Source organism: Paenibacillus sp. FSL E2-0177 (assembly GCF_037992975.1).
In the GTDB taxonomy this organism is placed as follows: domain Bacteria; phylum Bacillota; class Bacilli; order Paenibacillales; family Paenibacillaceae; genus Paenibacillus_AQ; species Paenibacillus_AQ odorifer.
In genome coordinates, this window is the sequence record NZ_CP150307.1 from 3,105,961 (window position 1) to 3,128,706 (window position 22,746).

23 protein-coding genes and 1 pseudogene are annotated in these 22,746 nt (G+C 43.6%); 19 read left to right on the plus strand and 5 right to left on the minus strand.

Features of this window, described 5'->3' with window-relative positions:
- Positions 1–20: 20 nt before the first annotated feature.
- Positions 21–1,028 (plus strand): signal recognition particle-docking protein FtsY, encoded by a 1,008-nt coding sequence (gene ftsY / locus MHI25_RS13905; RefSeq protein ID WP_036686498.1) that lies wholly within the window; start codon positions 21–23, stop codon positions 1,026–1,028.
- Between the two features lie 124 nt (positions 1,029–1,152).
- Here the strand turns inward: ftsY and MHI25_RS13910 are convergent, their stop codons facing one another.
- Positions 1,153–2,031, minus strand: a complete 879-nt coding sequence (locus MHI25_RS13910; RefSeq protein WP_340395543.1) for a DUF1835 domain-containing protein — start codon at positions 2,029–2,031, stop codon at positions 1,153–1,155.
- Positions 2,032–2,385: 354 nt separating this feature from the next.
- Between MHI25_RS13910 and MHI25_RS13915 the strand changes: the two genes are divergently transcribed.
- The 4 genes from MHI25_RS13915 to MHI25_RS13930 all read left to right on the plus strand — a co-directional run bounded on the left by MHI25_RS13915 (position 2,386) and on the right by MHI25_RS13930 (position 6,779).
- On the plus strand, positions 2,386–3,849 hold the full coding sequence (locus MHI25_RS13915) for a circularly permuted type 2 ATP-grasp protein (RefSeq protein WP_036686502.1): 1,464 nt from the start codon (positions 2,386–2,388) through the stop codon (positions 3,847–3,849).
- Positions 3,850–3,924: 75 nt separating this feature from the next.
- Positions 3,925–4,878: an alpha-E domain-containing protein gene (locus MHI25_RS13920; RefSeq protein ID WP_340395544.1), complete on the plus strand. Its 954-nt coding sequence runs from the start codon at positions 3,925–3,927 to the stop codon at positions 4,876–4,878.
- Positions 4,875–5,741: a transglutaminase family protein gene (locus MHI25_RS13925; protein WP_340395545.1), complete on the plus strand. Its 867-nt coding sequence runs from the start codon at positions 4,875–4,877 to the stop codon at positions 5,739–5,741. Before MHI25_RS13920 ends, MHI25_RS13925 begins: the two co-directional genes overlap by 4 nt.
- A 228-nt stretch (positions 5,742–5,969) precedes the next feature.
- Positions 5,970–6,779, plus strand: a complete 810-nt coding sequence (locus tag MHI25_RS13930) for an SDR family NAD(P)-dependent oxidoreductase (RefSeq protein WP_036686506.1) — start codon at positions 5,970–5,972, stop codon at positions 6,777–6,779.
- Here the strand turns inward: MHI25_RS13930 and MHI25_RS13935 are convergent.
- Positions 6,771–7,247: an SRPBCC family protein gene (locus MHI25_RS13935; protein ID WP_076301879.1), complete on the minus strand. Its 477-nt coding sequence runs from the start codon at positions 7,245–7,247 to the stop codon at positions 6,771–6,773. The genes MHI25_RS13930 and MHI25_RS13935 overlap by 9 nt on opposite strands.
- Before the next feature lie 247 nt (positions 7,248–7,494).
- Here MHI25_RS13935 and MHI25_RS13940 point away from each other — a divergent pair, with 247 nt between their 5' ends.
- From MHI25_RS13940 to MHI25_RS13950, 3 genes are all read left to right on the plus strand, one after another.
- Complete coding sequence (locus MHI25_RS13940) at positions 7,495–7,638, plus strand: hypothetical protein (protein WP_175619946.1); 144 nt, start codon at positions 7,495–7,497, stop codon at positions 7,636–7,638.
- 627 nt (positions 7,639–8,265) lie between these two features.
- A complete protein-coding gene (locus MHI25_RS13945) occupies positions 8,266–8,415 on the plus strand; it encodes a hypothetical protein (protein ID WP_175619945.1) in 150 nt (49 codons plus the stop codon).
- A 474-nt stretch (positions 8,416–8,889) separates the two neighbouring features.
- On the plus strand, positions 8,890–9,288 hold the full coding sequence (locus MHI25_RS13950; protein ID WP_076218040.1) for a DnaJ family domain-containing protein: 399 nt from the start codon (positions 8,890–8,892) through the stop codon (positions 9,286–9,288).
- Between the two features lie 138 nt (positions 9,289–9,426).
- On the opposite strand, the gene MHI25_RS13955 is transcribed toward MHI25_RS13950, so the two are convergent.
- Positions 9,427–9,849: a GNAT family N-acetyltransferase gene (locus MHI25_RS13955; RefSeq protein ID WP_076279022.1), complete on the minus strand. Its 423-nt coding sequence runs from the start codon at positions 9,847–9,849 to the stop codon at positions 9,427–9,429.
- Positions 9,850–9,988: 139 nt separating this feature from the next.
- Here MHI25_RS13955 and hrpB point away from each other — a divergent pair, with 139 nt between their 5' ends.
- Together hrpB and MHI25_RS13965 are read left to right on the plus strand one after the other, a co-directional pair.
- Positions 9,989–12,481 (plus strand): ATP-dependent helicase HrpB, encoded by a 2,493-nt coding sequence (gene hrpB / locus MHI25_RS13960; protein ID WP_340395546.1) that lies wholly within the window; start codon positions 9,989–9,991, stop codon positions 12,479–12,481.
- A 98-nt stretch (positions 12,482–12,579) separates the two neighbouring features.
- Positions 12,580–13,164: a general stress protein gene (locus MHI25_RS13965; RefSeq protein ID WP_076126136.1), complete on the plus strand. Its 585-nt coding sequence runs from the start codon at positions 12,580–12,582 to the stop codon at positions 13,162–13,164.
- A 787-nt stretch (positions 13,165–13,951) separates the two neighbouring features.
- On the opposite strand, the gene MHI25_RS13970 is transcribed toward MHI25_RS13965, so the two are convergent.
- Positions 13,952–14,884: a LysR family transcriptional regulator gene (locus MHI25_RS13970; RefSeq protein ID WP_340395547.1), complete on the minus strand. Its 933-nt coding sequence runs from the start codon at positions 14,882–14,884 to the stop codon at positions 13,952–13,954.
- Positions 14,885–14,955: 71 nt separating this feature from the next.
- Between MHI25_RS13970 and aroC the strand changes: the two genes are divergently transcribed.
- From aroC to MHI25_RS14005, 7 genes and pseudogenes are all read left to right on the plus strand, one after another.
- Positions 14,956–16,011 carry a chorismate synthase gene (gene aroC / locus MHI25_RS13975; RefSeq protein WP_076126139.1) on the plus strand — a complete coding sequence of 352 codons (1,056 nt, stop codon included), beginning with the start codon at positions 14,956–14,958 and terminating at the stop codon, positions 16,009–16,011.
- Positions 16,012–16,172: 161 nt separating this feature from the next.
- Positions 16,173–17,030: an NAD(P)-dependent oxidoreductase gene (locus MHI25_RS13980; protein WP_076280747.1), complete on the plus strand. Its 858-nt coding sequence runs from the start codon at positions 16,173–16,175 to the stop codon at positions 17,028–17,030.
- A gap of 33 nt (positions 17,031–17,063) precedes the next feature.
- Positions 17,064–17,258, plus strand: coding sequence for a hypothetical protein (locus MHI25_RS13985; protein ID WP_076126143.1), 195 nt, complete (start codon positions 17,064–17,066; stop codon positions 17,256–17,258).
- 430 nt (positions 17,259–17,688) lie between these two features.
- On the plus strand, positions 17,689–18,075 hold the full coding sequence (locus MHI25_RS13990; RefSeq protein WP_340395548.1) for a hypothetical protein: 387 nt from the start codon (positions 17,689–17,691) through the stop codon (positions 18,073–18,075).
- Between the two features lie 36 nt (positions 18,076–18,111).
- On the plus strand, positions 18,112–18,318 hold the full coding sequence (locus tag MHI25_RS13995) for a hypothetical protein (RefSeq protein ID WP_340395549.1): 207 nt from the start codon (positions 18,112–18,114) through the stop codon (positions 18,316–18,318).
- A 220-nt stretch (positions 18,319–18,538) separates the two neighbouring features.
- Positions 18,539–18,997: pseudogene (locus MHI25_RS14000) on the plus strand (hypothetical protein); the annotation flags it as partial.
- A gap of 102 nt (positions 18,998–19,099) precedes the next feature.
- Positions 19,100–20,038: a GNAT family N-acetyltransferase gene (locus tag MHI25_RS14005; protein ID WP_076218032.1), complete on the plus strand. Its 939-nt coding sequence runs from the start codon at positions 19,100–19,102 to the stop codon at positions 20,036–20,038.
- Positions 20,039–20,073: 35 nt separating this feature from the next.
- On the opposite strand, the gene MHI25_RS14010 is transcribed toward MHI25_RS14005, so the two are convergent.
- The gene (locus tag MHI25_RS14010; protein ID WP_076183777.1) at positions 20,074–20,964 is read right to left on the minus strand and encodes a GNAT family N-acetyltransferase; all 891 of its coding nucleotides are present in this window, start codon (positions 20,962–20,964) and stop codon (positions 20,074–20,076) included.
- Positions 20,965–21,215: 251 nt separating this feature from the next.
- Here MHI25_RS14010 and MHI25_RS14015 point away from each other — a divergent pair, with 251 nt between their 5' ends.
- Both MHI25_RS14015 and MHI25_RS14020 read left to right on the plus strand, forming a co-directional pair.
- Positions 21,216–21,575: a GNAT family protein gene (locus MHI25_RS14015; RefSeq protein WP_340395550.1), complete on the plus strand. Its 360-nt coding sequence runs from the start codon at positions 21,216–21,218 to the stop codon at positions 21,573–21,575.
- Positions 21,576–21,985: 410 nt separating this feature from the next.
- Positions 21,986–22,120, plus strand: a complete 135-nt coding sequence (locus MHI25_RS14020) for a hypothetical protein (RefSeq protein ID WP_340395551.1) — start codon at positions 21,986–21,988, stop codon at positions 22,118–22,120.
- The last annotated feature ends 626 nt before the right edge of the window (positions 22,121–22,746 follow it).

Here is a 22,746-nt window from a genome sequence, read left to right on the forward strand (position 1 = left end):
AAACTTTTAGGAGGAACCAAATGAGCTTTTTTAGAAAATTAAAAGAAAGCATTTCCGGCAAAACGGAAAGTGTAACGAAACAATTCCGCGACGGATTAGAGAAAACCCGTAAAGGTTTTGTAGAGAAGGTCTCCGACCTTATCATCCGCCGCAAAAAGATAGATGAAGAGTTCTACGAAGAGCTGGAAGAGATTTTGATTGGTGCAGACGTGGGTGTAAACACTGTTATGACCCTTGTCGAGGATTTGCGTGCCGAAGTGAAGCAAAATCGGATTGAAGATGCTGCCGAGCTGAAGCCGATTTTGTCCCGTAAGCTTATGGAGCTGCTGCGTGGAGATGATGATAACAGCCTGAAGGAAAATCCGAATGGAATTACGGTTATTTTGTTCGTTGGGGTCAATGGCGTGGGCAAGACGACTACCATCGGCAAGCTGGCTCATCGTTACAAACAAGAAGGTAAAAAAGTTCTTTTGGCTGCAGGGGATACGTTCCGTGCCGGAGCGATTGAGCAGCTTGAGGTTTGGGGCCAACGCGCAGGCGTAGATGTCATTAAACAACAAGCAGGCTCTGACCCGGCGGCTGTAATGTACGATGCGGTCCAAGCGGCAAAGCAACGCAACGTGGATATCTTAATCTGCGATACTGCTGGCAGACTGCAGAATAAAAGCAATCTGATGGAAGAGCTCAACAAAATCTTCCGCGTCATTCAAAGAGAAATCCCAAGTGCTCCACATGAGGTACTGATGGTGCTAGATGCTACGACGGGTCAAAATGCACTTACACAAGCCAAGTTATTTGGTGAAAAGAGTGGCGTCACTGGCTTGGTCTTGACGAAGCTGGACGGTACGGCTAAAGGCGGAATCGTTGTAGCGATTCGTCAGGAAATGAATTTGCCGGTGAAGTTTGTAGGTCTTGGAGAAAAAATGGAAGACTTGCAGCCATTTGATTCGCAGCAGTTCGTACATGCTCTTTTTGCCGGATTAATTGCCGAGGAAGAAGAGTCAGAAGAATCGGAAGAGCAAGTGTAATCAACAGCACAATATAATCATAAAGAAGTCATATTTACAAGGAATGCCCTCGAAGCTATATTTAGTTAGGAGGGCATTCCTTTTCTTTTTTATAAAGGGTTTGTCCGTCATTTTGTAGCAACTGCTAAGCGACTTTTAGAAAGTATAAATGCATCGCGTAAGGGATCCCTTTAAATAACAGCTTTCCCTCACTAATTAGCCTCCAGAAGCGATATTCTATGAATGAGGTACTGAGATACAAATTCCATTGCCCTATAATTGTGCCTACAACTAGACCTGCATTTACGTAGCCATCTCTTTCCTCACACTGTTGAAGTTGCAGAATTAAAGAAAGAATTTCTTCGTCATAGTAACTCTCGGGAACATTCATAAGCTGGCCCTCAGCCCAAACTCTAAGCATATCCTCGGTGTTGCTGATTTTTTGCCATTCTAGTTCATACTGTTTTCTTTGAGCGGAGGTGATAGGGGGTGTGTTTTCGGTAATTTTTATAATTTTTTGCAGAACTTCATTTGGGAGCTGACTAAGTGCTCTGGGATATAAGCCGATTTCAAATGGAGCAGCAATCTCCCTATAAGCCTTGACTGGATCAATAACATGAATAGGTTGCGTCCTCTCACTAAGAATAGAAAGTGCAAATCGTAAACCCGTTTGATCATGGGAGTTATCTCCGCACCAAATAGTGATTTTTTTGTCCTCGGGAATTTCTTTTAAGGTCTGAATCATGGCTGCCAGTTTATGCTGGGGATTTAAATGATAACCCTGATCCGGAAATCGTTCCTGAAACCATAACTCACGGGTATGATAGCCTTCATTATTATGTAATCCACGCAACGGTCCAGCAGAGAACATCTCATTAAATGAAAGTACTCGTATTAAATGACGACAACCCAGATGACTAAGGGCTACCTTCATTGATCCCGCTTCAGACAGGCCAAATAACAGATAAATGTGATTCCGCCTAGTCTCTTCCTGCTCAATTGACATAGTACATTTGTGCTCCATAGGTCACTCTCCCATCGCAACAAATTATACCATACTCAATGAATCCACATCCTCAGGCAACTATATAAAAAATACATTATATGAAAAATTCATAACAGTAATGCTTGTCACACTTCCTGCATACAATTCAATGATGAATCTACATTTCATCTCCGGCAACCTATATAAGAGAGAAAGGAAGCGATTCCAAAAAATACAAATATCTCCGGAATCACATTTCTCTGTTATATATGTTGACATGAACGAGTGGATTTACGTATTATGAGAATATAAACCAATATTTTCATGGGTGTTTTCTGAAATGGAAGTATAAGTTGTTAATAAAGATTACATCTATCGAAAGGAGTCGGGCTCATGTCCAAATTAGATCCTCTGCCAGGTCTGTCTCCGTATCCATTACAGCATTTTTTCGATGAAATGTATGCTGATAAGAGGAATGTCCGGCCGCACTACAGACATGTGAATCGCATGTTTTCCGGAATGAGCTCCGAAGAGCTGCAAGGGAAGCAAAATTTAATGCAGCGTAGGATGATGGAAGAAGGAATTACCTTTACGCTTTATAACCCGGCTCAGGATCATCCTATGGAGCGAACGATCCCCTTCGATATGATTCCACGTATTATCCCTAAGAATGAGTGGGAGAGGCTAGAAGCTGGAATTATTCAGCGTATCACAGCTTTGAATTTATTCATTCATGACATTTACCATGAGCAATACATTGTTAAAGATGGCATCGTCCCTAGGCGTATGATTATTTCCAACTGTTACTTCCGGCCAGAAATGTCAGGTCTGCGAGTGCCCGGTGGAGCTTATATCACCACCTCAGGAATCGATCTGATCCGCCACCACGATGGGCATTATTATGTACTTGAAGACAACCTGCGAACACCCTCCGGCTTTTCCTATCTTTTTAAAGGCAGAACTCTTATGAATCAATTGTTTCCTGAATTGTCCTTTGCCAGCTCCATCCGAGATGTAGATCATAGCTTAAATCGCTTCTTATCCGTGCTTCGTAGTCTATCTCCTTCAAGAAGGTCAGATCCGGTTATAGCACTCCTAACGCCTGGAGAATACAATTCTGCATATTATGAACATGCTTTTTTGGCACAGCAGATGGGTATACATTTGGTCGAAGGACGAGATTTGGTAACAAAGGATCACAAAATATATTTGAAAGAAATGAACGGACTGCGTCGCGTGGATGTGCTGTATCGTCGGTTGGATGATGATTACATTGATCCGCTAGCCTTTCAACCTGATTCTTTATTGGGTGTGGCAGGACTTATGAATGCGTATAGGGCAGGCAACATAGCGATTGCTAATGCGCCGGGAACCGGTGTTGCAGATGATAAAGCGATGTATGTCTATGTACCGGATATGATTCGTTATTATCTGAATGAAGAGCCGATCCTTGGTAATGTGCCGACGTATTTGTTGTCCCGACCCGATGAACGCCTGTATGTTCTTGAGAACCTATCCGAAATGGTTGTTAAAGAAACCTCATTATCCGGAGGATATGGGATGTTGATCGGAAGTGAGGCGACCAAAGAAGAATTAGCGGAGTTCCGAATGAAAATCATTGCCGATCCGGACCGGTATGTGGCACAGCCAATTATGTCCTTGTCCAGAGCGCCAGTATTGTCGGGAGGCACTATGGCACCCCGGCATATCGATCTTCGGGCTTTTGTATTAATGGGCGCAGACCGGAAGCCGCATGTCATACCTGGTGGATTAACACGAGTGGCTATGAAAGAAGGTTCACTGGTTGTGAATTCCTCGCAAGGCGGTGGCGTAAAGGATACTTGGGTTATGGCTTGATCTATTATCTTGTAAGCCTTGATTGTGAATCAAAAATATGCAGCATCAATTTGGAGGATAAAGGAGTGGCTAAAGATGCTGAATCGAAATGCGGAGGCTTTATTCTGGATCGGCCGATATATTGAAAGGGCAGAGAATCATGCGCGGCTAATCAATGTACATTATCATATCCAGCAGGAAGAGGATTTTCAGGAAGAAGGACATAAATGGTCGAGGCTTATCGATGCATTAGGAGTTCGAAGTGAATATTTGCAGCAGTTCGAAACCTTTTCTGAACAGGACGTGTTATCCTTTATTACACTCGATTTAGGCAATTCGAATTCATTATTCTCTTGCGTACATCATGCTAGAAATAATCTTCGCACACTGCGTCAGCATCTTCCAAGTGAGCTATGGGATATCGTCAACAGCTTTAATCTATGGCTTGGGGAGCGGTCAGTCGCTGATATTATGAGTGGCCCACATCATTTCTACCAGCAGGTGAAGGAACGTGCGGCTATGTTTCTAGGAGCAGAACAATCCGTAATGCTTAGGGGAAATGAATGGCATTTTATAGAGAGCGGCCGTTTTCTGGAACGTGCAGAGAATACGACGCGTATTTTGCAGGCAGTTATTGTCTCTTGCCGTTTTAAAGAGCTTAATGCAATTTATATTCAGTTACAGGCTGTGCTAAAATCGGTAAGTGGTTATCAGGCGTTTCGCCGTTATTATGCAGATGCTATGTCACCGGAGAGCATTTTAGATTTTTTGATCGCAAATCCCAAATTTCCACGTTCGATCCGCTTTTCTTTTCACCAGCTGGAAGAGCATTTAGCTAGACTTGAATTAGATTCCTCAGAAAAAGGCTCAGGTCATGAGAAGGTCATCCGTCAAGCAGGAAAGCTGAAGGCAGAGCTGGATTATATGGAGAAAGAGGAAATGTCCGGTGAACTGGTGGAAGATGTGCTGCAATCACTCGTAATATCTTGCCAGAGACTGGGCAAAACGATGGAGGGCGCCTTTTTTCGGCGAGAAGGAGTATCTGTATGAAGATTCAAATCAATCACACCACCACATACAGTTATCCAGAGCCGGTTACGGACAGTGTCAATGAAATCAGGCTTACCCCACGCACCAACTATCGGCAATCCTGTTATCACCATGAGGTTGAAGTATCTCCGGCAGCTAATCTATTAACGTATGAGGATTTCTTCGGTAATCGGGTGCATGCCTATTCGGTTAATAAGCCACATACGGAAATGGTAATCCATACTAAAGCTACTGTAGTAACGCTGGATAAAGCCCAGGGTACCGATCTTCCGCGAACCAGCCTTGAAGAGCAAGTTAAACTATTAAATGATGAAAAGTTTCAGAACCGTTATATTGAGTTTATTTTGCCGACCCGTTATACCGAGGTGACTCCTGAATTAGTGGAGTTCGCTTCCCAGTACCCTTTTAGTGAAGCTAAGGATATGTATGAATGGATTCTGAAGTTATCTTCGACGATTTATGAACAGTTCACCTATGATCCTGAGGCAACAAGCGTAAATACAACGGTAAAAAAAGCCCTCAAGCTCAAGCGGGGGGTCTGTCAGGATTATGCTCATCTTATGATCGCTGTCTGCCGCAGTGTGGGTCTGCCTTCAAGATATGTTAGTGGATATCATTTTGTCGGTGATCTACAGAGCAGCAATGCTAATTTCGAGCAGGCTTCACATGCTTGGGTGGAGACCCATATTCCGGGTACGGGCTGGCTTGGTTTTGATCCGACGAATAATGTTGAAGTGAACTGGCGTTATATCAAGCTGGGTCATGGACGGGATTATAAAGATATAGTACCTGTAAAAGGGGTATATCGCGGTGGAGCAGGCACACTGACTGTAAAAGTGGACGTACGCAAGCTGGACAACTGAACTGAAATAATTGAAACATCGAACATCGAACATCGAAACAATCAAAATATTTTAAATACTCTAAATATTCGAAACAAACTCTCCGCTCATCTTATTGAATGGGGAGATTTTTTTGTGCGGCGTGCCTAAATTCTGAAGATTTATGAACGAGATGATTCCATTACAGGTTTATTTGGGTAATCTTGATCCATAGTACTTATCTTACAGACATTAGAGGAGAGATTACATATGAGCCCAAACATATCTAAGAAACAAAGATTTATTGGAAAAACAGCGATTATAACCGGAGCGGGCTCGGGAATTGGCCGTGCTACCGCTATTAAGCTGGCGCGGGAAGGTGCAAATGTAGCATTGTTCGATTTAAATCTTGAAAGAACCTCTTCCTTGGCAGAAAAGCTTAATAAGCTTCGAAAAGATTGTGCGCTGGCCATAGAGGTAGATACTTCGGATGAGAAAAAGATGGAGGAAGCCGTACGTTGTACGGTGGAACAATTCGGAGGTGTGGATGTAGTATTCGCTAACGCGGGAATTAATGGCGCTGTGGGCCCGATAGAAGAACTAAGCTTGAGCGACTGGGAGCGTACGATGTCGGTGAACTTGACGGGGACTTTTTTGACTCTGAAATATACTATTCCTCATCTGAAAGATAAAGGGAAGGGCAGTATTATTATTACTAGTTCCATTAATGGGAACACTAGATTTGCCAGCTTTGGGTGGTCTACTTATAGCACTACCAAAGCTGGACAGGTGGCTTTTGCCAAAATGGCAGCTCTCGAGCTTGCTAAGTTTAAGATTCGTGTGAATGTGATCTGCCCTGGGGCTATTGCTACGAATATAGATGAAACCACTGAAATGAGCGAGGATGTAGAAGCAATCGTCATTCCGATTGAATTTCCTGATGGAGCGCAACCCTTGGCGGATGGACCGGGCAAGCCGGATAATGTCGCTGATCTCGTTGCTTTTCTGGCTTCGGATGAATCTATCCATATTACAGGTGCGCAAATCGTGATTGACGGCGCGGAGTCCTTGTTATCCTAATTTCGAGATCGCTTCCCGGTATTGCTCGTACCATTTATTCCATTCGTCTTTCCGTGACTCCAGCGTCGTGCCTTCCAAAAGATGCTGGATCACTTCTAGACAAACATGCCAGCCAGCGAGATCTCGTGGTGTATGCGGGGTAAGCGTTTGTAGTGTTTCGTTCAAGACGAGTAAACAGCCTTCTGAATTAGGGTATAACTCAAAACGAACAAGATCTTCAGCCCATGTAAACTCAAAAATAGATTGATGCTGCAGCACGGTAATTTCCATATCAACAAACGTTCCGTTTTGCATATCAAACTTTATAAGTCCGCCTTCACGCAGGTCCTCGATTTTTAATTCAGAGAACCATAAGGCAAGCTTCTCATTTTCGGTCAAATAGGACCAAATCTCAGTTGCGGAATGCTTTAACTGGCGTTCGAAACGAGCGACATAATGTTGATCTTCTTTTTGGATGTTAGCTAACATTTATATTTCTCCTTTGGACTACTGCGGTAGTCCTTTTTTTATTGAGTTGAGGATCATTAGAAAGAGTATAGCAATCGCCTGTGTTAATTGCACGATCCGGCTTGAAGCGTAACCTATAGGGAATAGAGGGCAATAAAATAGCGGGAGAAATAAGGTCATAAGCAAGTCCACGAGCTCGATTTGCGTACGGCGCGGAGATAGTGTTGGCGGGGAAAAGGGATTGAAGATAGGGATAAGTGAATGATGAATGGCGGAAGTAAACAGTAGCATCTACGGTGGCGAGGATGCATCGGCGTTGCGGACTGTATTGCAGCTAATTGGCGTTTTTGATGTGTTTATTAGAAGTATCGGACCGCATAGCGCTTATTGCTGCGATTTTAAAGAAAAGTAGGGCATGTTTGAGTGAATAGCTGCAACTGTGTCCGATAGTATAGCGAAATGGACTAAATTAGTGAAATAAGGGCTGCTGGGTCCGAACGATCTATGGCGACGAAGATGTAATGAGGGTGTAAAGGATGTAGTATACGAGCAAGAGCTACTGGGTCCAATCGATTTGCGGAGGCATGGATTCGCTGACGTTGCGGACTGTATTGCAGCTATTTGGAGTTTTTGGTGTGTTTATTAGAAGTATCGGACCGCATAGCGCTTATTGCCGCGATTTTGAACAAAAGTAGGGCGTATTTGAGCGAATAGCTGCAACTGAGTCCGATAGCAGAGGGAATAAGCCTGAATTTGTGAAATAAGGTCATCTGAGTCCGAACGTTACATGGTAGCGAGGATGCATCGGCGTTGCGGACTGTATTGCAGCTATTTGGTGTTTTTGGTTTGTATTTTGAACATATCGGACCGCATAGCGCTTATTGCTGTGATTTTGAACAAAAGTAGGGCGTGTTTGAGCGAATAGCTGCAACTGTGTCCGATAGTACAGCGAAAAGGACTAAATTAGCGAAATAAGGGCTGCTGGGTCCGAATGATCTATGGCGACGAAGAGGTAATGAAGGTACAAAGGATGTAGTATATGAGCAAGAGCTACTGGGTTCGATCGGTTTGCGGAGACCTGGATTCGCTAATGGATCGGACTGTATTGCAGCTATTTGGTGTTTTTGGTTTGTATTTTGAACATATCGGACCGCATAGCGCTTATTGCCGCGTTTTTGAACAAAAGTAGGGTGTGTTTGAGCGAATAGGTACAACTGAGTCCGATAGTACAGCGAAAAGGACTAAATTTGTGAAATAAGGGCTGCTGAGTCCGAACGATCTATGCCACGAAGATGTAATGAATGTGTAATGAATGTGTAATGAATGTGTAATAAAGGATGTAGTATACAAGCAAGAGCTCCTGGGTCCAAACATTTCACGGTGGCCAGTGTATGCTGACGTTGCGGTTATGGGCTTAGAATATACATTGTGTACGATAGTTACAGAGTCTGAGCTATTCAACTGTGCGACGAGGGCAAGGGGCATTTGAGTAAATAGCTCGCCATCCCTATAGTTAACAGCATAGGAAAGATCTGAGAAAGCATTCCGGCACCTTGATGCAAATCCTAAGTCTTTTATGCTAAAATTAACGCAATTCCGTAAAATCTACTTTTGCTTAGGCAGGGTAGTTAATAGTGTGGCATTGGTGAAGGAGGCTGCGTATATGGGGATGATGTCTTGGTTAGCTGAGCAGCGGATTCAGGAGTCTATGCGTAACGGGGAATTTCGAGATTTACCTGGGCATGGCAAGCCGCTGGAGCTCGAGGATTTATCGGGTGTGCCGGAAGAATTGCGGATGTCTTTTAAAATCATGAAGAACTCCGGACTGGTGCCTGAGGAAATCTCTCTGCGAGCTGAATGTGTTACGTTGGAAGGATTGCTAGCGGCTTGTCATAATAGCGGAAGTGCAGAAACCAGTGAGGGCAAGGCTTTGCGGTCAAAACTGTCTATGAAAAGACTGCGTCTACAGGAGTTATTGCGTGAACGCGGCTTGGATAGTAACCCTGCTTTTATGCAATACAGTGCTCAAATACACGAACAGATGATAAAGGAAGAGGAATAACGCTGGTTACGTTATTGCCTAAATGCCTACAGTCATTTGGACATCAGAATAAATAGTGTAAAATAAAAAGGCATCTCTTGGTCGTTTTAGACAGAAGAGCTGCCTTTTTGCTTGTTATGTGTAACTAAACATGTATACTCATCTAATTTGTTTAAAATATACCCATTCCGGATCGCCATCATCTAAATTCTCAATGACTCCGCTTTTAACAAACCCTTGAGAAAGACATAGTTGCTGCATGATCGTATTGGATTCATTGGTGGAGGTGAAAAGCTTGGGGGTGAGGCATTGTTCCTCGATGTAGCTAAGGAGTGTTTTGGCTATGCCTAGGCGTCTGTACTCAGGATCCACAATGACCAGCTGAATAAAACAACATTCGAAAAAGGTGGTATCGCAGCAAGCAAATCCTACAAACGTTCCATTATGCGATGCTACGTAACACTGCTCATGCTTGATATATTTTTCAATCTTCGATTTGCGGCTTTCATTGCCAATGATCTTGCTGTCTATTTTGGTGAGCATGGGTAGATCTGAAATTGTAGCTTTTGTTACGAATATCATAGTAAGTCTCCTTATTAATATTATAGAGGGTATGGATGGTAAGTCTTGATCTTTAAGGTTTTTTCACACATGATGAAGATGATCTAAGATAACTTCAAGGAAAATTATAACATATGATTATAGACGATGGAGAGATAGAATGAAACAGCTTCCGATTATACAGGTGCTTCCTGACCTGAAAAACATACTTAACACTGCGCAGGCAGCAGTACTTATCGCTGAACCGGGTGCAGGCAAAACAACAGGAACGCCTCCGGCGTTTTTGGACGAGCCTTGGATGGCGGGTAAAAGCATTTTAATGTTAGAGCCTAGAAGGCTTGCTGCTAGATCTGCCGCCACTTACATGGCATCCTGCCTTGGAGAAAGTGTTGGACAGACGGTAGGTTATCGGATGCGGAATGACACTAAAGTAGGCAAAAATACGCGGATTGTTGTAGTCACTGAAGGAGTATTAACGAGAATGCTGCAAAGCGATCCTTCTTTGGGTGATGTGGGTTTAGTTATTTTTGATGAGTTCCATGAGCGCAGTCTTCATGCGGATTTGGGACTTGCCCTTACACTGGAAGCACAGGCTGTGCTGCGGGAGGATCTAAGGATTCTTATCATGTCAGCTACTTTGGACAGTGAGCAGGTGTCTGCTTTACTAGGCGATGCGCCCGTAGTAAATTGTCCGGGCAGAACCTATCCTGTAGAAACAATCTATGTGCCAACTACTGGGAATCTTCCACTGGAAAAAACTGCTGCAGCTGCTGTGAGACGTGCGCTTGTTGAACAACCCGGAGATATTCTCGTCTTTTTACCGGGGGAAAGAGAAATACGCAGAACTCAAAGTGAGTTGGAAAATGGAAGCTTGGCAGAGCAGACGGTAATTCGCCCTTTATATGGCCAGCTGCCACAAAATATCCAAGATGCAGCCGTGGCTGCATCGTTTCAAGGTGAACGAAAAGTAGTGCTCGCGACTTCTATCGCTGAGACAAGTCTAACGATTGAAGGCGTGCGAACGGTAATTGACACAGGGCAGCGCCGTACACAGGTATTCTCACCACGCACAGGAATGCCAAGTCTGACGACAGTCCCGGTATCGAAAGCCTCCGCGGATCAACGGCGGGGACGTGCTGGACGAACAGCCCCTGGCGTGTGCTACAGGCTGTGGAGTCAGGAGGAGCATAATCGACTTCCGGATGACAATGTGCCGGAGATTATGCAGACGGACCTTGCGCAGCTCGCTTTGGAGCTGGCGCTGTGGGGCGTGCGCGATACTGCCGCGCTATCTTGGCTTGACGCGCCGCCCGCTGCGCCTTTTGCGCAGGGCACCGCGCTGCTGCACCAGCTCGGCGCGCTGGACGCCGGCGGCGCCATTACGCCGCATGGCCACAGCATGGCCGCGCTTGGCGCGCACCCGCGAGCCGCGCATATGCTGCTGCGCGCGGCAGAGCTTGGCACAGCACCGCTCGCCTGCCGGCTGGCGGCGCTGCTGCAAGAGCGGGACCTTTTCAAGGGTCCCGCGGCCCTAGATTGCGACCTCACGCTCCGCGTTGAGGCGCTGCTCCGGTTCGAGCGCTCCGCTGATAGCGGCGGAGCGGACCCGGCGGCTCTGCGCGCTGTGCTGCGCGAGAGCCGCCATTTCCTGGCGCAGCTGCAAGCCGCGCCGGGCGAGAACGTGAACGACATCAGCCGCTGCGGGCTGCTTCTGTCGTTCGCCTATCCCGACCGGATCGGGCAGAAACGCGGCGATGGCGCGTTTCTGCTCTCCTCCGGTCGGGGGGCGGCCATGCGGGAAGGGCAACCGCTGGCCCGGTCATCATATATCGTAGCTGCTTCGATCGATGATCGCGCTACACAGGGCGCAATTATGCTGGCAGCTGAGATAGAAGAAGGACAACTGCTTTCCTATCACGCAGACCGCATCACCGAGGAAGCGGATGTGTATTGGGATAAAGAAAGTGGAAGTGTGAAGAAACGTCGTCGCACAATGCTCGGCGCGTTGGTCTTAAAAGAAACTTCACATGAAAGACCCTCCGCGGAAGAAATGGCAAATGTACTATTAAGTGTCATCGCTACAGATGGCATTGAAATCCTACCGTGGGAGAAGGGAACTATACAGCTTCGCGAACGTTTGATGTTTATGCATACCTTACGTTCAGATTGGCCGGATGTATCAGATGTTGCTTTAATTGCTACGTTGGATGAATGGCTTTTGCCATATCTGCAAGGTATGAGGAACCTCCGCGACCTTCAGCGTGTACCGTTAGCGCGAGCGCTTGAGGGGATGTTAGACTGGAATCAGCGGCAGATGCTGGAAAAGGAGGCACCTACACATATATCTGTTCCTAGTGGCACGCGTGTGCCTGTAGATTATACTAATCCTGCTGCCCCGGTATTGGCAGTAAGATTGCAAGAGATGTTTGGACAGCTGGACACACCTCGAATTGGAGGGGGAAAATTGCCAGTATTGCTGCATCTTTTGTCACCAGCTAGACGACCTGTGCAGGTAACCTCTGATCTAGCAAGTTTTTGGCGGGGGACCTATTTTGAGGTCAAAAAAGATCTGAAGGGACGGTACCCGAAGCACTATTGGCCAGATGACCCATTACAGGCTATTCCGACTAATCGTACACGTCCTGTAAAATAATTTATGGTTACATATGCTCTTAAAATTTTTCCTTAGATGTTTGGTCTCCCGTTTAAAGGGTAATTACTAGCGAAGACAATTACTAAGGAGGGCTTCAAGTGACTAAAAAAATCGTAGGTATTTTCGACACAGAACAAGAAGCAACCAGAGCAATTGAAGGACTTCACAATCAAGGATTTAATAATGATGAAATATCAGTAATCACACGTGATCGTGATGAGCTTAGAAACATCTCAGAGGATACAGGCACAAAAGCTCCAGAAGGAGTAGCAACAGGCGCTGCTACAGGTGGTGTAGTTGGCGGCGTTGCCGGACTATTAGCAGGGATCGGAGCATTGGCGATTCCGGGGATTGGACCGATTCTGGCGGCAGGGCCTATAGTTGCAACCCTTACAGGTGCAGCAGTTGGTGCAGGCGCAGGTGGATTAGTCGGCGGCTTGATCGGACTCGGTATTCCTGAGGATGAGGCTAAAGAGTACGAAGGTTATGTGGAAAGCGGCAAAATCCTTGTACTAGTCGATGATAATGGACGCGGCTATCAAGCACATGATGTGTTCCGCGGTAACCGTTCGCTGAATACTCAGCGTTACGAAGGCGTCTATAACGAAGACACTAGACTAGGAAATTCGATGGCTAACAGAGCGGATCGGACGGCTGAAGTCTACAACCGCGATAAAATATAACATTATAATAACCTGCTTTAAAAGCGGTAAAAGGTTACAAGGAGCGATTCTCCGATTTAATGGAGAATCGCTCCTTTTGTATTTTTAGTCCATCGCGCCTCCCGGAATCCCCCTTTGCTCATCCTCTTCTGAGTGGTACGGACCCAGATGACGCTATTGGCTAATTTTTGCTCTTTGCAGCAGGATTTCGGACTCCATGGACGCTATTCTATAGAATGAGACTCTTATTTGCTGTTTTTTATGCCAATAGCTGCAATGGGGTCCGATAGGGCTCCAAATATCGGATAAAATTGCGTTTAAGGTCCGCTGTGTCCTTTGCTACTACGTTCCTGCATCGTTTCGGAGTGTCCTTATGCTGCAACGCACGTGCTGTCTTTGTATTGCTACGTAAGCGCACCCGGTCACGTGTCCTTATGCTACAGAGTATTCGCATCGGATTGCAACTCTGAACGTGCCCCGTTACGCAGTGTCCTTAATACTACTACGCACGTGCTGTCTTTGTACTGCTATCTATGCGTACCCGATCACTGTGACCTTTGTTGGAGGGTCATCGTTCCGCTGACGTACATGCACCGTTCCCTAGAGTCCTTTTACTATTACGTACGTGCATCGTTCCACTGTGTCCTTGTATTGCTACGTAAGCGCACCCGGACTCTGTGTCCTTATCCTACTGAGCATACGCTCCCGGTTTGCAGCTACGAAATCCCCCCGTTCCGCAGCGCCCTTATGGTTGCTAAGCACGTGCCACGTTCCGCAGTGTCCTTATATGCTGCTACCTTGCACGATCTTAATCAAGGATACGAAGCATGCGGACGAAAGAATCAGCTGCCACGGATAACCTCATATCGCGATGGATTGCGAAGCCTATATTCCGGGGTGGAGGGGGATCATCTAATTGCAACTCGAAAAGTTCTCCTTTTTGAATCTCCTCAATTACAAAAGAACGGCTAATAAAGGCTACCCTGTAACCAAGTCTTGCAAATTCAGAGAGTAAATCGATGCTGCCCAGCTCTATATCTGGTTTAACGGACAACCGCTTACCAGCAAACCAATGATCAACAAACAGTCTGGTGCTGCTTTCTGGGGATAATAAAATAAAAGGTAACTCTGCAAGTTCTTTTGCCGTAAGCGAACGGTTTGCCAGTTCCTGAAAGGCTCGTCCCACTACAAAACAATCCTCAAGGGTGGCAAGCGTCTGAATACTTAATTGTGGATCGTCAATAGGCATATGGACGAGCGCACAGTCTATTTCGCCTTCTTTCAAACGTTTGGTGATCTCATGCGTTTTTCCGTGTGATAGCCGAATTCGTATGCCGGGATATTGTTTGTGGAATGCGTTCAATTGCGGCAGCAAAAGATTTTTTATAAGGGAATCACTTGCTCCAATCCGAACTTCTCCCTCGTTTAATTGCTTTAGATTATGAAGATGCTTTTGTGCAGAATCCAGCATGACTAAAGAGGGCTCAACATATTCCAATAACGCCCGTCCTTCCTCGGTTAGCTCTACACCTTTAGATAAACGATGAAATAATTTGAGGCCTAAAGAATCCTCCATTTGTTTAATGGCATAACTTACGGATGGCTGTGTAATATGCAATTCATTTGCAGCCTTTGTTAGATTTTTGTAACGAGCCGTATATAAAAAAATACGATACCATTCAAGGTTAAAGAATTTGATATAGATCACCTCTATGACAGTCTGTTGAAAATGTGATTTCATTAATTGCAACAATCTTATTATAATTTGGATATATAAATAATAAAAGAGTCGGCAATGGAGGTTTGAATATTATGGCAGGTAACACATTTGGAGAAGTATTTAAGATTACTACCTTTGGAGAGTCACATGGTGCAGCGGTTGGGGTCATAGTGGATGGAGTTACACCTAATGTTGAAATTGATGAAGCATATATTCAGAAACAGATGGATAGAAGGAAACCAGGCCAGTCCTCTGTAACTTCACCGCGTAAGGAATATGATGTGGTGCAAATACAATCAGGAATATTCGAAGGGAAAACAACCGGAACTCCACTCTTTGTAGTTCTGTACAACAAAGATATGAAACCGGAGGCCTATAACGATATTCAGCATTCATTTAGACCCGGCCATGCGGATTATACTTTTTTGCAGAAATACGGAATTCGCGATCATAGAGGCAGTGGACGGGCATCAGGCAGGGAAACAGCGGCAAGAGTAGCTGGCGGAGCGATCGCTCGGAAACTGCTCGAAAGAAGAGGGGTTGAGGTACTAGCCTACACGCAAGAGGTCGGAGGGATTAAGTGTCAAACCTTTGATGAAGATGTTATTGAACAAAATGCAGTCCGCGCCTGTGATGCTAAGGCTGGAGCTGAAATGATTAAAAAAATTGAACACTTAGCTTCGATTGGAGACAGCTGCGGAGGTATCGTGGAGTGTCGGATTAGAGGGGTTATTCCGGGTCTTGGAGAACCCGTATTTGATAAATTGGATGCAGAGTTAGCTAAAGCGATGTTATCTATTGGTGCTGTAAAAGGAATAGAGTTTGGAGCTGGATTCGAAGCGGCCTCTATGCTTGGAAGTGAACATAATGACGCGATGAATAAGGATGGATTTCTTAGTAACCATTCCGGTGGGATTATAGGCGGAATCAGCACAGGAGAAGAGATTATTTTTCGAATAAGTGTAAAGCCTACATCCTCGATTTCTGTTACTCAACAGACCATAAACACGAATGGTGAAGAAGTTGAGATTAAAACGGAGGGCAGACATGATCCATGTATCTGTCCGAGAATCGTGCCGGTTGTTGAAGCAATGGCTTGCTTAGTATTGGAAGATCTTTATAAAAGACAAGCTGCTATTTTTGGATGAAACACTTTATAAAATGAAAAAAATCAAAGACTGCACCTCTTAGCAATAGACTGTGAGGTGCAGTCTTTTTTGCATATGTGGTATCATATGGATAATCATTCAAATTATGCTTTGTCTCTAGCTATGCCATAAGATACAGCACAGCGAAAAGGAGGGAATAGATGAGAATCTTTGTTGCAGGTGCTGCAGGTGTGATTGGACGGTCATTGCTTCCTAAGTTACTACAAGCGGGGCATGAGGTTATCGGTCTGACCCATAAAGAAGAAAACAAAACAATCCTTGAGAGCTTAGGGGCACAAGCGGTAATCGCGGATGTGTATGAGCGTGAGTCTATATTTGCGGCTATTCAAGCAGCCCAACCTGAAGTGGTAATTCATCAGCTGACTTCATTAAGTCAGCGGAATTTTGCAGATAATTCAAGGATAAGAATAGAAGGAACACGAAATATTGTCGATGCTTCACTGACAAACGGGGTTAAACAGATTATTGCTCAAAGTATCTCTTGGGCTTATGAAGCTGGTGAGGGACCTGCCACGGAGAATACTCCATTAGATACTAATGCTTCTGAATCCCGGATGAGAACCATTGAGGGTATCCGCTCACTTGAAAAGGCAGTTGCAGAAATTCCTAATCATGTGATTTTGCGGTACGGAATGTTGTACGGCCAAGGGACTTGGTATGATACTGCGGGATTAATGACAGAAGAAATTCGACAAGGGAGACTGACTGCAACAGAAGCGGTTACGTCATTCCTTCACGTGGAGGATGCAGCTAACGCGGCGGCGCTTGCTCTGAACTGGCCTTCTGGTCCAGTTAATATTGTGGACAATGAACCTGCGCGAGGAATAGATTGGGTGCCTGTTTTTTCTGAAATCTTGGGAGCTCCTAGACCTCCTTTGCAAATGGGCAGAGAAGGCTGGGAACGGGGGGCGTCCAATACAAAAGCTCGAATGGATTACGGATGGAGTCCATCATACCCTTCATGGAGGTCAGGTTTTGCTCAGAGCTTGAAAGGTTAGAGATGAATCCAAACATGTACAAGGAGAGATAACATGAGTAAATTAAAGAATTTTTCTTTAGTAGTCGTGAATTTAATTGCTGATCTATGGTTTGGAATCGTTCGAAAACCAGAGTTTTATGATAAACACACCGTTACTAGAACAAAGAAAGGGTATGTCCTGTTTGTATCTATGGCAGGCATTATCGCAGTGGGTTCAGCTTTTTGGTTATGCTCAAGAATATATTAGAGAAAAGGCTGCCAATTGGCGGTCTTTTTTTGATATTGGATGTCAGAAAGCTAGAATGTTATTTTATTGCTTAATAGATGGTTAAAAATTGAATTTTTTAAAAGAGCAAGGTTCCAATGAATTCTCCTACAAACATGTGTTCACTTATTCTCAACAATCCATAGTAGCCTCTCGAGTCACCATTCCAAAACAGGCTCCTTATTATGTTCAGCGCATAAGATTAATGTCTAAACTCATGGATGAAAATCGTGCCAAAGTGACGCTTATTGCCGCCTCAGCTGGGTTTGGAAAAACGACACTTGCGGCCGAATGGGCTCGTACTCATTCCGATGAGGTTGCATAGCTTGCAGATAACCATCTTGTACGGTTCTGGTTAAATTTGCATGCTGCAATTGAGAGAATCTTTCGCCCCTTTTTAAATCACTTAGATTTGATTATCCAGTCTGTTCGTGACGGTTCAGTAGAAACTGCGATTCCTCTTTTATTAAACGATCTGCATTCTCTTCCAGGCTCTATTACACTTATAATGGATGATTATCATGCGATTACGAATCAATCGATTCATGAAAGTATGGGCTTTTTCATCGGACATCTTCCGGCTAATGTGAAGCTTGTAATATTGAGTAGAACCCTCCCGCCACTCGCCTTATCCCGCGTAAGAGCACAACAGGAACTACTACTAGAATTAAGTAACGATGATTTGAGATTTACATTTGACGAAATTGATGAGCTACAATCTCAATCCTTGAGCGAGCAGCTTTCACAAGATGAGTTATTTTTGCTTTGGAAAAAACAGAAGGATGGGCAGCGGGTTTAATTCTTGCCTTCCGCTCTTTTTCAGGAAGGGCTGGTCTTGGAAGCTATCCAGCATGCTTTTGAGGCAGAGGATTATACGTTTTCTGCATCATGTATGGATAGGCCTTTCAATTCAATTATCAAAGATGGCGATGAATCTACATTGCTAGATTTACTAGATAAGTTGTCGATCAAAAATATGATTGTGCACCCTGATTTGTTTTATTTTCAAGCGGGTTCTGGCTGTCGCTGGACGATCAGATGATGCCAAACGCTTCTTACAAAGGTTGAACTTTTCATGGAAGAGGAATTTATTATTCCGAAAAAAGAGCAAGCCGTAATTCAAATGCGGTTGGATCTGTATCGTGCTTCGGTTGCATTTTATCAGGGGGACGTGGATACGTTCGTTGAGCTATTGGACCAAAACAGGGAAGGCATAGAGAAATTTGCATCTATAGTAAACGTTACAAGGACATGGTTTTGTATTTTTGGCGGATCTTTTCTATGAACGGAATCATCTTAAAGATGCAAATGTCCAACTGGACAAAGCGCTTGTTATGTGTAATTCCACGAGGCATGTGAGCGTGTGGGTGCCAGGGGTTATTTTGCAAGCTAAAATGTTAAAAGCAATAGGTCATGTGGAAGATGCAGCGGAGGTTTTGCAGACAGCTATTGCGGAACTTAAGCAATATCATTCTCCTGGCAGGGAAAGATTGCTGGAAGCCGCATATATTCGAATTCAGTTCTCGCAAGGACTGTTAAGTAGCGGTGATGAATGGCTAACGAAAAGGCATATTAGTGCAAATGATAAACCTAATGTTGCCCGGGAATACGAACAAATCACACTCGCGCGTATGCTGATGGCACGTCAAGCTTATCAAAAGTTAGAGGTTAAAAACCGGGTACAAGCCGTTTCTAAGATAAAAGAAAAGCATTTGCTTTAAATCGGCAAAAGATTAATATAACAGTTTATTACCAAACATTTACTTTAAGAAGTGATACTATGGAATACAGAAGGTGATAGGACTAGCGAGGAGGAAATGTAAATGCAATTAATGGCATGGTCTGAATACGAGATTTCATATGACTTAAATAATGATTATTCTATTCGTAAGGCAGACTCAGAAGAGTGGGGACTGTATTGTTCCATTTATTATAATATGCAATATAACGGTTTTTTTAAAGAAGAAAGGTTCAATTCTGCCCAAAGAAACGCTTTTTGGATTTATAAAGGCGAGTCTAAAATAGGTGGAGTAAGGATGTCGCCTAACCGGATATATCATTTATTTGTTATTCCACCGTTTAACGATACATTTGTGGTGCTGAAGCTATTAAAAAAGCTTTTGATTTATTGGTCGGATAGAACAAAACCTATAAAAACCTTCGAGGTTCTGCCAGACCAGGTTCAATTATTTGCGCGGGCGGGGTTTTGGCCTGATGAGTTCAGATGCCGTTGGATGCACCGTCCTACAGATTATTTTGAGGTCGAATGGAACGAAGAGTTAAGGATTGAAAGTCCTCAGATCGAAGATAATGGAATGGGCGCTAAACGATTTATTCTTGAAGAGCAGATCGCCGAATGTAACTTTGCGAGCTTCGATGGAAGTCTTGAGGCAACAAGGAGAAAAAAATTCGCTTATGAAGATTTTATCCCAAGTGAAGAACCTAATTATACAAATGAAGAATTACTGACAGCGTCAACGCTTGTGTATGATAAGAAATCAGGACAGCTAATTGCGAATTGTCTTTTGGGTTTACAAGATGATTACGCAGCAGTTTACAGTATTGGTGTAATACCTGCTTACAGAGGAAAAGGGATTGCTACACTGATGTTGAAAAGAGGACTTAATCTCCTGAAAGATAAGTATCCGATCCTAAGATTATATGTCATGGAAGGTAATGATGCGGAGTCTGTTTATTTAAATCTAGGATTTGTCCCTGGAGTACAAGAGATACAGAGTATGTATATTCCTATGCACGACTAAGAAAGGCTGCCAGATGGCAGCCTTTTTTTTGTTAACTAGGCATGAGAGGTAATAGGAAACATGAAATGTTGAGGGAGTTCTTTTAATAGCGGACGTATAAATAAGGTATCTTCACTCTGGGAAATTAATTCTGCCTTAACTTGATCGATTGGATAATCTGGTGTGAAATAAAAATGTATAACTTCAGTATCCGGAGAAATAATGCTTTTCAATACTGTATTGATATCAAAACTTGTTGTACTGATAATATCAAAAATATGAAGCTGATGATCCTCATGTTTAAAGATCACAATAACGTCAGCCTCTTCAATATAATAAAAGGAATCGTGAAAAGGAAGAATAAAATAAAACAGCAGCTGATGTTCATTATTTATCACACTTAGCGCGGAGGATACCGGTGTTCTTTTGACTGCAAAATTTTTGATCATGCTAAAATCAACGGGGTTACCTATAGATAAAGGCCGCACAGAGTAGGTTGTAGTTGGCTGATTGCTAAGATGAGCAACGTTAAGTGAAAAGCTGCTTTCTTGCATGCGTTCAAACCCGAATTTAGGATAAAAATCCAAAGCGCGCTCATTAGCAAATAAGTAGAGAAAGTCGTATTCATGTTCGTACTTAGCGATAATGTGGTCTATTAATTTTCGGGATAAGCCTTGCATACGATAATCAGGATGTGTCATCACCGTCCCAATTTGGATGGCGTTGTATTCTTTTTTGTTGATGAGAATAGTCATTTTATTAATAGATGCATTCGCAATGACGTGATCTTCATCGATAAAGGAATAACAAATATATTTGTCATTCCAGCCCCCTTGTTCATACCAAGGTTTAAAATCAATACCAAAGATTGATTGGGCTAAAGAATTGAAGCTAAGCTTATATTTATCGATGTGTTTATAATCGCTAATCAATTGATATTCATTCATAGAATATACCTCTATTTCAGATGATTTTGGGATTCGCATTTTATGAATATATAATACTATGCTTTTTAACCGTAAAGTTGATTTTAAAAATACTATACCAATATAATCCTGTAGATGTGTTATCATAATCTTTAAATTATTGACTCGGAGGTATAAGATGAGAGAGATAGATTACTGTCATTATTTTTGGCAGGATGAGAAAATAAGACTAAGATCTGTTCACATTTGCAGAATTCTCATCACAGCGACTGATGTTTACGATCGAAAATCTGAATGGTGAATATGTGGGTGGAGTAAATCTTAATAGCATAGACGAGAAAAATGGTGCGTTCAGTATAGGCGTGCAAGTGGATAGAGATCATCGAGGTAAGGGGTATGGGACAAGAGCTATCAACATCCTGTTGAAGTATGCTTTTTTGGAGCTTAGACTCAACAAGTTTAACGAATGTACGCTCGAAGGTAACGAACCCTCAGCAGCTATGCTTAGAAAAGTGGGTTGTGTTCAAGAAGGCGTGCGCCGTAAAGTTATTTATACAAATGGACAGTATTTAGACTTACTGTTGTTTGGATTGACGAAGGATGAATTTATGGAGAAAAACGCTATGAAATAGTGCTTAGGAGAGGTTACTTGGAAAGCGGAGTGGCGCAGGGATTATAGCTGAGAAGGACGTTTAGAAAATGAACTTGGCAAAGTGGAACTTATTAGTTACCTAAAAAGCGATTCTTCAATAACTGGAGGATCGCTTTTTTGCGTTTTGCTGTTCGAATTGATGTTCTATTGAAGCTTGCGGACCCAGAAGACGCTATTTGCAAATATTAAGCTTTTTCAGAGTAGTTTCGGACTCCAGTGCAGCTATTCCCCAAGAATAGCTCTATATATGTTACTTTTTATGCCAATAGCGTCCATGGGGTCCGATAGCACACCAAAAGTGGGGAAAAGCAGCGAATAGAGTCAATGGGGTCCGATAGCAACTCGAACGAGCAAACTTGAACAAACTAAACACAGAATGGGAGGAGGATCATGCAGAAGCATGTGGATTCAGATGTAGTTTGTATCGTGCAGAAGCATGCGGGTTCAGATGTAGTTTGTATCGTGCTGAAGTATATTGATCCAGATGGAGTTTGGTTTTGCGCAGAAGTATGTGGGCTCAGATAGAGTTTATTTCGTGCAGAAACCTGTGGATTCAGATGGAGTTTGTATCGTGCAGAAGCATGCGGGTTCAGATGGAGTTTATTTCACGCAGAAACTTTCGGACCCAGAAGACGCTATTTGCAAATATTAAGCTTTTTCAGAGTAGTTTCGGACACCAGTGCAGCTATTCCCCAAGGATAGCTGTATAAATGTTACTTTTTATGCCAATAGCGCCCATGGGGTCCGATAGCACAGCAAAAGTGGGGAAAAGTAGCGAATAGAGTCATTGGGGTCCGATAGTAGCTCGAACGAGCAACTGATCAAACTAAACTGATCAAACCAAACAAAGAATGCGAGGGGTGTGCAGAAGCATGCGGGTTCAGATGGAGTTTGTTTCGTGCAGAAACATGTGGACCTACTTCTTCAAGGATCATTCTACGAAATCAACGATGTACAATCATTTATTCCATAATTTCATCATATGAAAAATTCACAATAGTAAACCACAAAAAAACTAAGCTCTCCCTACCCACATCCACATAAATCATCCTATATCCCACCAAATCTCTATAAACAACGTAATAAGTGAACCCTCTACCAAATTTCAGGTTGTGAAAGTTGGAAAATAGTGCTTATACTAGAGTAATAGA

Bases quoted from the DNA above. Each gene is read 5' to 3' on its own strand.
- ftsY (WP_036686498.1), top strand. From the start codon at position 21: ATGAGCTTTTTTAGAAAATTAAAAGAAAGCATTTCCGGCAAAACGGAA.
- MHI25_RS13910 (WP_340395543.1), bottom strand. From the start codon at position 2,031: ATGGAGCACAAATGTACTATGTCAATTGAGCAGGAAGAGACTAGGCGG.
- MHI25_RS13915 (WP_036686502.1), top strand. From the start codon at position 2,386: ATGTCCAAATTAGATCCTCTGCCAGGTCTGTCTCCGTATCCATTACAG.
- MHI25_RS13920 (WP_340395544.1), top strand. From the start codon at position 3,925: ATGCTGAATCGAAATGCGGAGGCTTTATTCTGGATCGGCCGATATATT.
- MHI25_RS13925 (WP_340395545.1), top strand. From the start codon at position 4,875: ATGAAGATTCAAATCAATCACACCACCACATACAGTTATCCAGAGCCG.
- MHI25_RS13930 (WP_036686506.1), top strand. From the start codon at position 5,970: ATGAGCCCAAACATATCTAAGAAACAAAGATTTATTGGAAAAACAGCG.
- MHI25_RS13935 (WP_076301879.1), bottom strand. From the start codon at position 7,247: ATGTTAGCTAACATCCAAAAAGAAGATCAACATTATGTCGCTCGTTTC.
- MHI25_RS13940 (WP_175619946.1), top strand. From the start codon at position 7,495: ATGGCGGAAGTAAACAGTAGCATCTACGGTGGCGAGGATGCATCGGCG.
- MHI25_RS13945 (WP_175619945.1), top strand. From the start codon at position 8,266: ATGAGCAAGAGCTACTGGGTTCGATCGGTTTGCGGAGACCTGGATTCG.
- MHI25_RS13950 (WP_076218040.1), top strand. From the start codon at position 8,890: ATGGGGATGATGTCTTGGTTAGCTGAGCAGCGGATTCAGGAGTCTATG.
- MHI25_RS13955 (WP_076279022.1), bottom strand. From the start codon at position 9,849: ATGATATTCGTAACAAAAGCTACAATTTCAGATCTACCCATGCTCACC.
- hrpB (WP_340395546.1), top strand. From the start codon at position 9,989: ATGAAACAGCTTCCGATTATACAGGTGCTTCCTGACCTGAAAAACATA.
- MHI25_RS13970 (WP_340395547.1), bottom strand. From the start codon at position 14,884: ATGAAATCACATTTTCAACAGACTGTCATAGAGGTGATCTATATCAAA.
- aroC (WP_076126139.1), top strand. From the start codon at position 14,956: ATGGCAGGTAACACATTTGGAGAAGTATTTAAGATTACTACCTTTGGA.
- MHI25_RS13980 (WP_076280747.1), top strand. From the start codon at position 16,173: ATGAGAATCTTTGTTGCAGGTGCTGCAGGTGTGATTGGACGGTCATTG.
- MHI25_RS13985 (WP_076126143.1), top strand. From the start codon at position 17,064: ATGAGTAAATTAAAGAATTTTTCTTTAGTAGTCGTGAATTTAATTGCT.
- MHI25_RS14005 (WP_076218032.1), top strand. From the start codon at position 19,100: ATGCAATTAATGGCATGGTCTGAATACGAGATTTCATATGACTTAAAT.
- MHI25_RS14010 (WP_076183777.1), bottom strand. From the start codon at position 20,964: ATGAATGAATATCAATTGATTAGCGATTATAAACACATCGATAAATAT.
- MHI25_RS14015 (WP_340395550.1), top strand. From the start codon at position 21,216: ATGTTTACGATCGAAAATCTGAATGGTGAATATGTGGGTGGAGTAAAT.
- MHI25_RS14020 (WP_340395551.1), top strand. From the start codon at position 21,986: ATGCAGAAGCATGTGGATTCAGATGTAGTTTGTATCGTGCAGAAGCAT.